General features: G+C 55.2%; 11 protein-coding genes. 3 read left to right on the forward strand and 8 right to left on the reverse strand.

The genetic code is table 11. From position 1 onward, the window contains the following. Positions 1-91 precede the first annotated feature (91 nt). Together ftsI and rlmA are read left to right on the forward strand one after the other, a co-directional pair. Positions 92-1810: a peptidoglycan glycosyltransferase FtsI gene (gene ftsI, locus M8014_RS19360; RefSeq protein ID WP_271284004.1), complete on the forward strand. Its 1719-nt coding sequence runs from the start codon at positions 92-94 to the stop codon at positions 1808-1810. Between the two features lie 66 nt (positions 1811-1876). After that, positions 1877-2692, forward strand: a complete 816-nt coding sequence (gene rlmA / locus M8014_RS19365; protein ID WP_271284005.1) for a 23S rRNA (guanine(745)-N(1))-methyltransferase — start codon at positions 1877-1879, stop codon at positions 2690-2692. Here the strand turns inward: rlmA and mntP are convergent. From mntP to manX, 5 genes are all read right to left on the reverse strand, one after another. After that, positions 2689-3255, reverse strand: a complete 567-nt coding sequence (mntP, locus tag M8014_RS19370; RefSeq protein ID WP_271284288.1) for a manganese efflux pump MntP — start codon at positions 3253-3255, stop codon at positions 2689-2691. The two genes, rlmA and mntP, sit on opposite strands and share 4 nt — an antisense overlap. 388 nt (positions 3256-3643) lie before the next feature. Next, entirely contained in the window at positions 3644-4102 is a 459-nt protein-coding gene (locus M8014_RS19375; protein ID WP_271284006.1) for a DUF986 family protein, read from the reverse strand. A 54-nt stretch (positions 4103-4156) separates the two neighbouring features. Then, entirely contained in the window at positions 4157-5008 is an 852-nt protein-coding gene (locus M8014_RS19380; protein ID WP_271268435.1) for a PTS mannose transporter subunit IID, read from the reverse strand. A gap of 12 nt (positions 5009-5020) precedes the next feature. Continuing rightward, on the reverse strand, positions 5021-5821 hold the full coding sequence (locus M8014_RS19385; protein WP_271284007.1) for a PTS mannose/fructose/sorbose transporter subunit IIC: 801 nt from the start codon (positions 5819-5821) through the stop codon (positions 5021-5023). A gap of 46 nt (positions 5822-5867) precedes the next feature. Further along, on the reverse strand, positions 5868-6836 hold the full coding sequence (gene manX, locus M8014_RS19390) for a PTS mannose transporter subunit IIAB (protein WP_271284008.1): 969 nt from the start codon (positions 6834-6836) through the stop codon (positions 5868-5870). Positions 6837-7298: 462 nt separating this feature from the next. Between manX and yoaE the strand changes: the two genes are divergently transcribed. Next, complete coding sequence (gene yoaE, locus M8014_RS19395) at positions 7299-8861, forward strand: CNNM family cation transport protein YoaE (protein WP_271284009.1); 1563 nt, start codon at positions 7299-7301, stop codon at positions 8859-8861. An 11-nt stretch (positions 8862-8872) separates the two neighbouring features. On the opposite strand, the gene M8014_RS19400 is transcribed toward yoaE, so the two are convergent. The 3 genes from M8014_RS19400 to M8014_RS19410 form a co-directional block, all read right to left on the reverse strand. Continuing rightward, on the reverse strand, positions 8873-10465 hold the full coding sequence (locus tag M8014_RS19400; protein ID WP_271284010.1) for an EAL domain-containing protein: 1593 nt from the start codon (positions 10463-10465) through the stop codon (positions 8873-8875). Between the two features lie 162 nt (positions 10466-10627). Further along, a complete protein-coding gene (gene sdaA / locus M8014_RS19405) occupies positions 10628-11992 on the reverse strand; it encodes an L-serine ammonia-lyase (protein WP_271284011.1) in 1365 nt (454 codons plus the stop codon). 183 nt (positions 11993-12175) lie between these two features. After that, positions 12176-12754: a CoA pyrophosphatase gene (locus M8014_RS19410; RefSeq protein ID WP_271284012.1), complete on the reverse strand. Its 579-nt coding sequence runs from the start codon at positions 12752-12754 to the stop codon at positions 12176-12178. Between the last annotated feature and the right edge of the window lie 3 nt (positions 12755-12757).

The raw sequence follows: 12757 nt of genomic DNA on the forward strand, positions 1-12757 counted from the left end.
GCAAAGCTGCGAGGTTATTAGCATTGTTTTTGCCCCCAGCAGCCATTTTTCCCGTTAAATCAGTGCGTTGTTAACTAGCCCTGGAGCACTGGTGAAAAAGAAACCCGCCCATCCCGCCTCAAACTTCACCCCGTTACGTTTTGCACTTCTCTGTCTGGCCATTCTGGGTAGCCTGGTGTTCCTGCTGGGACGCGTCGCCTGGCTGCAGATCATTAATCCAGACCCGCTGGTAAAGCAGGAAGATATGCGCTCCCTGCGTGAAGTGGCGATTGATGCCCCTAGAGGGATGATCATTGACCGCGAGGGGAACGCACTGGCCGTCAGCGTACCGGTGCAGGCGGTGTGGGCCGACCCAAAAACGGTGCTGGGAAAAGGCGGCGTGGGTTCTGACTATCGCTGGCAGGCATTAGCCAGCGCGCTGCACCTGTCGCTTTCGGACCTGGCCGCACGCATTAACAGCAATCCCCATGTCAGGTTTATCTACCTGGCGCGTCAGGTGGATCCCACACAGGCCCACTGGATCGATAAGCTGCATTTACCGGGCATCAGCCTGCGCGATGAATCCCGACGCTTTTACCCGGCCGGGCACGTGGCGGCCAATCTGATTGGCTTCACCAACATTGACGGCCAGGGTATAGAAGGGATTGAAAAAAGCTTTAATTCCCAACTAACCGGCAAACCGGGTCTGCGGCGAGTGCGTGAGGATCGCTACGGCCACGTGGTGGAAAATATCACCGAAGTCCCGCCGGTACCGGCGCACAACATCCAACTCAGTATCGATAAGCGGCTGCAAACGCTCACCGAAGATGCGCTGGATAACGCCGTCGCATGGAATAAAGCAGAGTCGGGCGCGGCGGTGCTGATTAACATCCAGACCGGAGAGATCCTGGCGATGGCGAGCTTCCCGGACTTCAACCCCAATAATCGCGAAGGTGCGACATTGAATGACTTCCGTAACCGGGCCATCAGCGACACCTTTGAGCCGGGCTCTACCGTCAAACCACTGGTACTGATGACCGCCCTACAGCAAAATCTGGTCCAGCCGGACAGTGTCATCGATACCCATCCCTATACCCTGGCCGGGCACCGCATCCGCGATGTCGGCTACTACCCTGAACTGACCCTCACCGGCATTCTGCAAAAATCGAGCGACACCGGGGTATCTCGTCTGTCGCTGGCGATGCCGATTCAGCGTCTGCTGGATACCTATCACGCGTTTGGCTTTGGTCGCACCACCGGGCTGGGGTTAACCGGTGAAAGCAGCGGTCTGCTGCCAACGCGAAAATTCTGGAGTCAGTTGGATCGGGCGACATTCGCGTTTGGTTACGGCCTGATGGCTACCCCGCTGCAGCTGGCTCATGTCTACGCCACCATCGGCAGCTACGGGATCGAACGGCCATTGTCGATAACCCGCATCGATCCACCCGTCCTCGGTACCCGAGTCATGCCGGAAGAGATTGTGCATCAAGTCGAGCATATGATGGAAAGCGTGGCGCTACCCGGCGGCGGCGGGATCAAAGCCGCGGTGCGTGACTACCGGGTGGCGGTCAAAACCGGTACTGCGAAGAAAATTGACGACGGTGGCCAGTATGTCGATAAATATGTGGCCTATACCGCTGGCGTAGCCCCGGCCAGCCGCCCGGTGTTTGCACTCGCGGTGGTGATCAACGATCCGCAAAACGGAGCTTACTACGGCGGGGCGGTCTCGGCGCCGGTATTTAGTCAAATCATGGGCGACGTTTTGCGCATTGAGAACATAAAACCGGATGGGTTACCGGCTGATTCCAGCCATCTTATCGTCATGCGCTAAGCGAGGCGTTTTATAGCGGGGCGATTAGCGGTACACTTTCGCCCTTTATGATTGCCCGGAGTTCCCATGACATTCTGCTGTCCTCTTTGCCACGCGCCGCTGGCGCACACGGATAAAAGCTACGCCTGCCCGCAGGGGCATCGCTACGATATGGCGAAAGAGGGGTATGTCAATCTGCTGCCGGTTCAGCACAAGCGATCCCGCGATCCAGGCGACAGCGCGGAGATGATGCAGGCGCGCAGAGCGTTTCTCGATGCCGGGCACTATCAGCCCCTGCGCGACGCGGTTGCCAGCAAGCTGGCAGAGATCCTGCCTGACGGCACCTCATCGATTCTGGACATTGGCTGTGGGGAAGGGTATTACACCGCCGCGTTTGCCCGTACCGCCGAAGAGAAGGGTGCAATCACGTTTGGCCTGGATGTCTCTAAATCGGCTATCCGTGCCGCCGCCAGGCGCTATTCTCAGGTGACATTCTGCGTGGCATCCAGCCATCGCCTGCCGTTTGAGCAGAGCAGTATGGATGCGGTGATCCGTATTTATGCCCCCTGTAAAGGCGAAGAGCTGGCGCGGGTAGTGAAAGAGGGGGGCTGGGTGATTACCGTAACGCCGGGTCCGCGTCACTTAATGGAGCTAAAAGGGCTGATTTACAGTGAAGTTCTGCTGCATGCCCCGCATTCTGAACAGCTGCCGGGCTTTGTGCTCCAGCAAGAGCAGTCGCTGGCCTATGAAATGTCGTTGACGGGGAAAGAGGCGGTTGCGCTGCTGCAGATGACGCCGTTTGCCTGGCGGGCAAAGCCGGAGGTGTGGGAAACGCTGGCGGAACAGGAGACGTTCAGCTGCCAGACGGATTTCAGCATCCACTGCTGGCAGCGAATCGATTAACCGGCGAAGTGATTCCACAGGATCTGCACGCCAATCCCGATCAGCACCACACCGCCGAGTATCTCGGCGCGTTTGCCTAACAGCGGGCCGATAAAGCGGCCAACCATGATCCCAAGCGTTGACATAATGAAGGTCGCACAGCCGATCGCCAGCGCGGTGGTCAGAATGCTGACCTGCAGGAAAGCCAGCCCTACGCCGACGGCCATCGCATCGAGACTGGTAGCGATGGCGGTGGTTACCAGCAGCCAGAAGCCGTGACGGCGAACCGGCGTTTCGTCTTCATCGATATCATTGCGGATCCCTTCAATCACCATTCGGCCGCCGAGGAAAACCAGCAGCGTAAAGGCGATCCAGTGGTTCCATTCCAGCACGAACTGGCTGGCGAGCATGCCCAAAGCCCAGCCGATAAGCGGGGTCAGGGTTTCGATAGCGCCAAAAATAAGACCGGTACGCAGGGCTTCAGACAATTTTGGTTTGTGGAGCGTCGCGCCTTTTCCAATGGAAGCCGCAAATGCGTCCATCGACATACCAAAGGCCAGAAGAAGTGTTGCAGAGAGGTTCATCAGCGCGTCCAGACCGGGAATATCCATATGACACATCACTGCCCCCAGTAAACAGCAGTAAATGCATCTATGGTCTCGCCTGATCGTTCTGCTGACGCAGAACCATCCGTACGTGCCACGTTTTTCAACGAGTATGTTGACACGTACATTTCCGGCATAGCGGAAATCGGCTACTCCCCAACGACGGGCGCAACCTTAACATATTTTTAGAATGTAAAACAATAACCGACTTGTATTATCTTATTAACCAAACGATAACGATTTTCATTTAGATTGATTCGTGAAAATAACGTTAAAAACATATCGTCATTAAGGTTAAATAATATAGCTTTGGCTATAACCGATTGCGGGAAACCTGCCAGAATATAGCCAGTGCTATCTCTTTAACTTATTGAACTTTAACGAGTAGTTTGTATATGCGTTCCAGGTCGTCTATATTTCGTACCCGAACAAGCAGACGACGCTGCTCTAATTGCATCACCAGTACGCCGTCCTCAGATAAATTCATCTCTTTAATACGGTTATATTCTATCCAGACGTTGGCGAAAAAGAATCCAGCGCTTTTAAAGATTATTTTCGGGGCGCGGAGCCAGAACAGATAAAAGGCCATTAATGCCAGCACACATAATAACCATGTGGTTAATAAAGCACCCTGACTCATCACGTTGTTATAAATCAGGATCATCAGTAGACCGGCGAAAATCACCGCATCAACGCGACCACGACGCAGAAGAGGGATGGTGAGCAACGTTTTGCCGTAGCGGCGGGGCATGATCAATTCGTCGTAGATGGCATAGGCCAGAAGAGCAACAATAAACAGTACCAGTACGATGTCCGTGATCGTCATTCATCCTCCAGATAAAAAAACCGGGGGCAGGCCCCCGGTGTATCAGGTCAAATCTTACAGGCCCAGCAGGCCGATGGCGTAACCAACGATACCGATGACGAAGAAGCCAACGATGATCCACAGAGCGTTAACTTTCTTACGCAGCAGCCACATACAGGCGAAGGTCAACAGCAGCGGGACCAGGCCCGGCATCAGCTGATCGAGGATTGTCTGTACGGTGGTGACGCGAGTCTGACCATCCTGACCGGTGATTGTCGAGACCACCAGCGGAATGTTGACGTGGGTCCACTTGTTAACCAGTGCCCCCATGACAAACAGGCCCAGAATCGACGCCCCCTCGGTCAGTTTCTGCAGGAAGCCGCCGCCCATATCTTTAACGATGTCGATACCTTTACGGTAGCCGTATGCCACGCCGTAGTAACGGGTTGCCAGACGGACGGCGTTAAACAGGATAAAGAACAGCAGCGGACCCAGCAGGCTACCACTCATCGCGATTCCTGCCCCCAGTGCCGCAAAGACCGGGCGCACGGTACCCCAGAAGATCGGGTCACCCACGCCTGCCAGCGGCCCCATCAGACCAACTTTGATCCCGTTGATGGCACCGTCGTCAATCTCGGCGCCATTGGCACGCTGCTCTTCCATCGCCAGCGTTACGCCAAGAACCGGGGCCGCAACGTACGGATGGGTGTTAAAGAATTCCAGGTGACGTTTAATCGCCTGGCGACGCGCCTCGTTGTTTTCTGGATAAAGGCGTTTGATCGCCGGTACCATCGAGAAGCAAAAGCCCAGCGCCTGCATACGTTCGAAGTTCCATGAACCCTGGAACAGGTTTGAACGAATGAATACGCCACGAATATCGCTCGGAGTGAGTTTTTTCTCCGGGGTAGTTTTTGTCATATCAACCATTTCGCTCACCTGCTAGTCCAGTTCATTATCGAGATCGTTGTTGCCAGCAGCCTGCGCTGGTGCACCCGCGACGCGGTTATATTTCGGGCTGAGCTGAATGTAGAGGATGGCCATAACAGCACCAATCACACCCAAGGCCACGAGGTTAAAGTTAGTAAACGCCGCGGTAACAAAACCGAGATAGAAGAACGGCATCAGGTAGCCCGCACGCATCATGTTGATGACCATTGCGTAACCGACAACCACGATCATGCCACCGGCAATGTTCAGGCCGCTGGTGACCACTTCAGGAATAGCATTCAGCAGACCCTGAACTTCGCTGGTGCCAACGGACACCGCCACGATAACTGCAGGAATCGCGATACGCATCGCCTGCAGGAACAGGGAGGAGATGTGGATCCAGGACAGTGCCGTCAGGTTTCCGCTGTCGGCCGCCTTATCCGCCGCATGCTGGAAGGCAACGGTGATGGTACGAACGATAATGGTCAGTACCTGACCGGCTGCAGCCAGTGGGATAGCCAGCGCGATACCGGCGCCGATATTCTGATGACCGGCGATAACCAGAACGGTCGAGATGATGGATGCCAGCGCGGCGTCCGGCGCAACCGCCGCACCGATGTTCATCCAGCCGAGGGCGATCATTTCCAGCGTACCACCGATGATGATACCGGTTTTCATATCGCCCAGAACGGCACCAATTAACGTACAGGCGACCAGCGGACGGTGAAACTGAAATTCATCAAGTACGGATTCCATACCGGCAATACACGCGACGACGAACACCAGCACAATCTGAAGAGTGGTAATCTCCATTGTACTTCTCCTATAACATAAGCTTTATGTGAAAATCAGCGCAGGGTTAATTCCCGACTTTGCCGATCAAATCCATCATTTTCAGTTTCTGATCGGTGGAAACCTTACGGGCTTCCAGTTCAATACCGCGTGCATTCAGCTTTTTAAATGCTTCGATATCATTCTGATCGACTGAAATCGCGTTATTCACCTGGGTTTTACCCTGACGGAAAGCCATACCCCCGATATTGACGGAAGTAATGTTAACGCCGCCCTCGACAACGCGTTCGACGTCCGTTGGGTTGGTAAACAGGAGCATGATGCGCTCGCCCGCATATTTCGGGTTGTTATAGACGCGGATCATTTTGGCGACATCCACCACGTGCGCCGTTACGCCCGGCGGAGCCACCTGAGTCAGAAGGGTTTTACGCACTGTGTCGGCGGCAACTTCGTCGCTGACCACGATAATGCGCTGTACGTTGGTCTCTTTGGTCCAGCGTGTTGCCACCTGGCCATGGATCAGGCGGTCATCGATACGTGCAAGGCCAATCTGCATGTAATCGTTCGGGCCCATTGGCTTGAGCGGGGCTGCGGCTTTGGCGGCTGCAGGGGCAGCAACCGGTGCGGCTTTCTCAACGGGTTTCGCTTTCAGCGCTTTCACGCCTTCGCGACCGGTTTCGACGGCCAGGGCCACCAGTTCGTCAAAGCTCGGGTTGTCATCGCGCGCCATCAGCGTTTCAACCAACATCGGGATGTTCACCCCGGCCACGACTTCGTGCTGTTCTTTATCGACAACTATACGACTGGCGGCGTTAAACGGACTGCCACCCCAGGTATCGACGAGGAACAGCACGCCACTGCCGGTATCAAGTTTTTCGAGTTGCGCCGTGTATTTCTCAATCAGCGTTTCGGCGTTTTCACCGGGAACGAAATCGATCCAGCCGACGTTTTCTTGCTCGCCTAACAACATCTCTGCGGTTTTAAGTAACTGCTCTGCGGCCCAGCCATGTGTGCCTATTACAATAGCAATGGTCACTTGCTACCTCCTTTTATTATCGTTTATGCACCTGTGTGACGAGGGCATCAGAATTCATCTTCGAAACAACGAATCGATTCAGATAAGGGTTAGAGTCTAATTAACTAAGACGTACGCGATTTATTTTAGACAGTGAAAAAATAATTTATGTGATGAAGATCCGTAATTTAGCCTAAGCCAGCCAGATAATTTTATGCGCAAAAAAATGCTGAAACATCTGTTTGCAAAGCAAAGTAAATCTTTGCCAAAAAGGCCATGTCTCTGATATGTTTACCCTCCATTTCATTGTCAGGAGTATAGGGCAGTAGCCCACTGTATGGACCGTCACCGACGTCAGTCATTTTCCAGGCCAACTCTGGCCAGCCGTATCGGCGATTCGCGCCACTCACTCTCTACGTCTTTTAACGCTTCGCCCGAATGTTCCGCGGCGCCGTTTTGTCATTCCTTTAGCAGGAGCTTGTCATGGAATTCTTAATGGACCCGCAGATCTGGGTGGGGTTGCTCACGCTGGTGGTGCTGGAGATCGTGCTCGGCATCGATAACCTGGTCTTTATCGCCATCCTTGCGGACAAACTGCCGCCAAAGCAGCGCGATAAAGCCCGGTTGATCGGCCTGTCGCTGGCGCTGATTATGCGTCTTGCGCTCCTGTCGGTGATCTCGTGGATGGTCACGCTCACGCAGCCGCTCTTTACCGCCTTCGATTTTACCTTCTCAGGGCGCGACCTGATTATGCTGGTGGGGGGGCTATTCCTGCTGTTCAAGGCTACCACTGAGCTTCATGAACGGCTTGAAAACCGTCAGCACGACGACGGACACGGCAAAGGCTACGCCAGCTTCTGGGTGGTCGTGATGCAGATCGTGGTGCTGGATGCCGTCTTCTCCCTCGACGCGGTGATCACTGCGGTGGGGATGGTGAACCACCTGCCGGTGATGATGGCTGCGGTCATTATTGCGATGGCGGTGATGCTGCTGGCCTCGAAGCCGCTGACGCGTTTCGTCAACGAGCACCCGACGGTGGTTGTGCTCTGTCTGAGCTTCCTGCTGATGATCGGTCTGAGCCTGGTTGCAGAAGGCTTCGGCTTCCATATTCCGAAAGGCTACCTGTACGCGGCGATTGGTTTCTCGATCATTATTGAGATGTTTAACCAGATTGCCCGCCGTAACTTTATCCGTCAGCAGTCGAATCAGCCGCTGCGTGCCCGTACCGCGGATGCAATTTTGCGTCTGATGGGGGGGCGCCGTCAGGCTCAGGTTCAGCAGCAGGATAGCGAAAACCATATCCCTGTGCCGGTGCCGGAAGGCGCGTTTGTGGAAGAAGAGCGCTATATGATCAACGGCGTACTGTCGCTGGCCTCACGCTCTCTGCGCGGAATTATGACCCCGCGCGGTGAAATCAGCTGGGTTGATGCCAGCCTGAGCGTGGCGGAAATCCGTCAGCAGCTGCTCTCCTCCCCGCACAGCCTGTTCCCGGTGTGTCGCGGTGAACTGGATGAAGTGATTGGCGTAGTGCGTGCGAAAGAGATGCTGGTGGCGCTGGAAGAGGGCGGCGACGTTGAATCCATTGCTGCTGCAACCCCGGCTATCGTGGTACCGGAAACGCTCGACCCGATCAACCTGCTTGGCGTGCTGCGCCGTGCTCGCGGTAGCTTTGTGATCGTGACCAACGAATTTGGTGTGGTACAAGGTCTGGTGACGCCGCTGGACGTGCTGGAAGCCATTGCCGGTGAGTTCCCGGATGCCGACGAAACGCCGGAAATTATCCATGATAATGACGGCTGGCTGGTTAAAGGTTCAACCGACATCCACGCGTTGCAGCAGACGCTGGGTCTGGAACACCTGACCAACCATGATGACGATATCGCGACGGTTGCAGGCCTGGTGATTGCTATTAACGGCCAGATCCCGCGCAGCGGCGACGTGCTGGAGTTACCGCCGCTGAAGATCACTATCGTTACTGCCAATGATTACCGTGTTGACCTGGTGCGTATTGTAAAAGAGCAGTCCGCACATGACGATGAAGAGTAATCAGGCCGGCACTACGGCATAAACTGCATGATCGGCTTGTGATGCGAGGCTGGCGGGGGCGTGTTCTCCGCCAGCCACTTCGGAAAACTCCGTAGTGGCATCGGCTCTGCATATAAGAATCCCTGCAAAATATTGACCCCATGGCGGCGAAGATGACTCGCCTGATCTTTTGTCTCTACCCCTTCTGCCACCAGCTCGATATGCAGCCGCTGGCCCAGCGCAATAATAATGTCCGTTACCGTTGAGTTCACGGCGTCTGTCCCGATGGCAGCGGTAAACGACTTGTCAATTTTCAGCACTTCCGGGTTGAGCTTTTCCAGCCACGAGAGTGAATTGGTGCCAGTACCAAAATCATCAATCGCCAGCTTGATGCCTTTGCGGTGCAACTCGTCCACGATGTGATAATCCACCTCCAGCAGCGAGTCACGCTCTGTCAGTTCAATCATCAGTTGCTGGGCGGGCCTGGCGCTGAACCAGACACGATTCAGATCCTGCAGCAGCACCCCGTCGCGAAAATGGCTGGCCGCCACGTTGATGCCAATGTGAAAATCCGGCGCACCAGGGAACATCGACAGATGGCGCACGGTTTCAATCAGCACGAAGCGGGTCAGGGGAACGATCAGGTTATGCTGCTCGGCCAGCGGAATAAAAATCTCCGGCGAAATCCACCCCTGACGCGGATTGTTCCAGCGCAGCAGGATCTCCACCCCCACACAGCGCTGGGTTTGCGCATTCACCAGAGGCTGGCAAAAGAGCTCAAATTCGCCTGCGGCCAACCCCATGTTGATCTCCCAGGTGAAGCTCATGCGGCTGGCAGTTGCAAGCCAGGCGATATAGCCCACCAGCATGCTAAAGATGACCGCCAGTGGCAGCTGCCTGGGCAAATTTTGCAGAGCCAGTGCGCTGGAGCCCGGGCCACTGACGGTGATCGTGAAAGGGAATTTTTGTGAGGTTTGCTGGTAGATACTGTCGTGTTTGTCGAACTCCAGCGTATTCGAGAGCTGACTGTAATAGCTCAGATGCTTACCGCCCACACTCAACCTCACGTCGCGGATGATCGGCAGCAGCGGCTCCAGCAGCATCCTGGCAATTAAATCGATGTTCACAATCTGCATAATGCCGTCATCGCTTTTTCCGGGCGCCGGATACCACTGGATCAGGACCGGGCTGCCGGTCAGCAGGGCCTGATCGGTGGTCAGCAGCAACAGCGGCTCGGCGGAGGGCAATTGAGGCACAAACTGGTGGATAGGAATATCGCGGCGGCCAAATGTACTGGAGCAGTAGAGAATGCCGTTCTGGATCAGGCCTATAGAGCGCACCGACTGCAGGGAGGCGGCCTGTTTGCGCAGAAGAAAATTGACCTCCAGGCAGGGCCTGCCGAGCAGCGGCTCGACGATGGCCCGCCCGGCCTGGATCGGCAAGAGGATTTTCTCCAGCGTTTCGACTGCATGATTAACGAAGGTGGCATTGGTTTGCTGATTTAAATTGCGCTGTGAAATAAAACTGCAGCCCAGCGTGGTCAGCAGGGTGAGAAGTGAAAGCGACGCACAGACGATGATACGCTTGCGGCGATAATTTTTAATGATCGTCTGCGCTGTTTGCATGCCACGGCCATCCCAAAAGCCACTGGTGCATATGCCCGTGGCAACAGAGGTAGTGTAGTGGGCAATTTTTCGGCTAACGAGAAAAGGGGCGCAATTTCGCCCATCTGTATCAGATGGGCGAAGGGAGTATGAGAAACGAAACCAACGGTAAAACGGGGAGGATTAGTCGCACTGCACCTTAATCGCCAGACCGCCGCGAGAAGTTTCACGGTACTTGGCGTTCATGTCCTTGCCGGTCTCGTACATGGTTTCGATGACCTTATCCAGCGACACGCGTGGCGCACTGGTGCGGCGCATCGCCATGCGCGTGGCGTTAATCGCTTTTACTGACGCGATGGCATTACGTTCGATGCACGGCACCTGTACCTGACCGGCTACCGGGTCACAGGTCAGGCCGAGGTTATGCTCCATGCCGATCTCTGCTGCTACGCACACCTGCTCCGGGCTGGCGCCCAGCAGCTCTGCCAGACCCGCCGCCGCCATTGAACAGGCCACGCCGACTTCACCCTGACAACCCACTTCCGCACCGGAAATTGAGGCGTTCATCTTGTACAGCGCACCCACCGCACCCGAGGCGAGGAAGTAGCGAATGTAACTTTCCTGGGTGACAGGTTCGATAAAGTGGTCATAGTAGGCCAGCACCGCTGGAACGATCCCGCAGGCGCCGTTGGTTGGAGCGGTAACAACCCGTCCACCTGCGGCGTTCTCTTCATTCACCGCCAGGGCAAACATATTCACCCAGTCCACCACGTTCATCGGATCGTTGGAGTACTTATCGGTGGTCACCAGCATCCGGCGCAGGGCCGAGGCGCGACGGGGAACGCGCAGCGGGCCGGGCAACACGCCTTCGGTATTGATGCCGCGATCGATACAGGCGCGCATGGTCTTCCAGATATCGGCGAAATAGTCTTCGATCTCTTGCTTGCTGTGCAGCGCCAGTTCGTTCTGCATTACCATGCCGGAGAGCGACAGGCCGGTCTCTTTGCAGTAATTGAGCATCTCTGTCGCCGATTTAAACGGATACGGCACGTTCACATCGCCGGCAGCATCGTTGCCGAAGTGCTCTTCGTCGACAATAAAGCCGCCGCCGATAGAGTAATAGGTTTTGCTATAGATCACTTTCTCGCCGCTGAAGGCGTGGATCTGCATCCCGTTTTCGTGCAGCGAGAGATTGTCGCTGCGAAAACGCATCCCGTCGTCCTGTGGGAAATCCACTTCGTGCTGGCCGTTCGCCAGCAGCAGACGGCCACGTGTTTCCACGTCACGAATAAACGCCGGAATGGCGTCAATATCTACGGTGGCCGGCATATTACCAGCCAGACCCATAATAATGGCGATATCGGTGTGGTGGCCTTTACCCGTTAACGAGAGCGAACCGTACACATCCACGGCCACGCGGGTAACGCTATCCAGTAATCCTTTTTCGACCAGGTCATCGACGAACTGTTTACCGGCCTTCATCGGCCCTACAGTGTGGGAGGAAGAGGGGCCAATACCCACTTTGAACATGTCGAATATACTAATCACTTTAACACTCCTGACAGGGTTACCGGGTTTCCAGTAACGATGTAATAACTGCGCATAGTGTAAGAGGGATACCGGCCGTCAGCTCAACTATTCACATGAATTTAACTAATGGCTAAGACCGGATTAACTAATAGCGGGAGGGCGATCGCAAAGGCGGAAAAAAAGTACGAATGTAAAGTATAGTCAAGGTTTCAGGCCGATCTGTAGCGCCAGCTCACGAATAATTCCGGCCGTCATGCCCCAGACAAAATAATGCTGATACCACGAAAGCCAGACCCGATGTTCGTGTCCACGACGTTGAATATCCAGCGGATGATATCGGCTCAAACGCAGGGCTTCCATCAGCGGCATTTCAAACACCGATTCTACTTCGTCCACGCTGGCATGGTAGTGCAAATCCGGGGGAATAATCCCGACAACAGGGGTCACCTGAAACCCGGTCACGCTGTCCACCGGAGGCAGGACGCCAATCACCTCAACTTTCTCCGGTGGGATCGCAACTTCTTCCTGTGCCTCGCGCAGCGCGGCGGCAATCAACGATGCGTCGGTACTGTCCACCGCGCCCCCAGGAAACGCCACCTGACCCGCATGTTTACGCATCTGCGACGAACGGCGGGTCAGCAGCAGTCCGGGCTGCTCCCGACGCACCACCGGGATCAGCACCGCTGCCTGGCGCTGGTTCAGCGACGCTTTGTTGATTTGCGGACGTAAAAGCTGAAAGCGCGATAAAAAATCGTCAAGAGTCAGGTTGCGGGTGTCCATCAG

Origin of the sequence: Silvania hatchlandensis, assembly GCF_025564065.1 — a bacterium.
In the GTDB taxonomy this organism is placed as follows: domain Bacteria; phylum Pseudomonadota; class Gammaproteobacteria; order Enterobacterales; family Enterobacteriaceae; genus Enterobacter; species Enterobacter hatchlandensis.

Bases quoted from the DNA above. Each gene is read 5' to 3' on its own strand.
- rlmA (WP_271284005.1), top strand. From the start codon at position 1,877: ATGACATTCTGCTGTCCTCTTTGCCACGCGCCGCTGGCGCACACGGAT.
- M8014_RS19400 (WP_271284010.1), bottom strand. From the start codon at position 10,465: ATGCAAACAGCGCAGACGATCATTAAAAATTATCGCCGCAAGCGTATC.
- M8014_RS19380 (WP_271268435.1), bottom strand. From the start codon at position 5,008: ATGGTTGATATGACAAAAACTACCCCGGAGAAAAAACTCACTCCGAGC.
- M8014_RS19410 (WP_271284012.1), bottom strand. From the start codon at position 12,754: ATGGACACCCGCAACCTGACTCTTGACGATTTTTTATCGCGCTTTCAG.
- M8014_RS19375 (WP_271284006.1), bottom strand. From the start codon at position 4,102: ATGACGATCACGGACATCGTACTGGTACTGTTTATTGTTGCTCTTCTG.
- M8014_RS19385 (WP_271284007.1), bottom strand. From the start codon at position 5,821: ATGGAGATTACCACTCTTCAGATTGTGCTGGTGTTCGTCGTCGCGTGT.
- mntP (WP_271284288.1), bottom strand. From the start codon at position 3,255: ATGAACCTCTCTGCAACACTTCTTCTGGCCTTTGGTATGTCGATGGAC.
- yoaE (WP_271284009.1), top strand. From the start codon at position 7,299: ATGGAATTCTTAATGGACCCGCAGATCTGGGTGGGGTTGCTCACGCTG.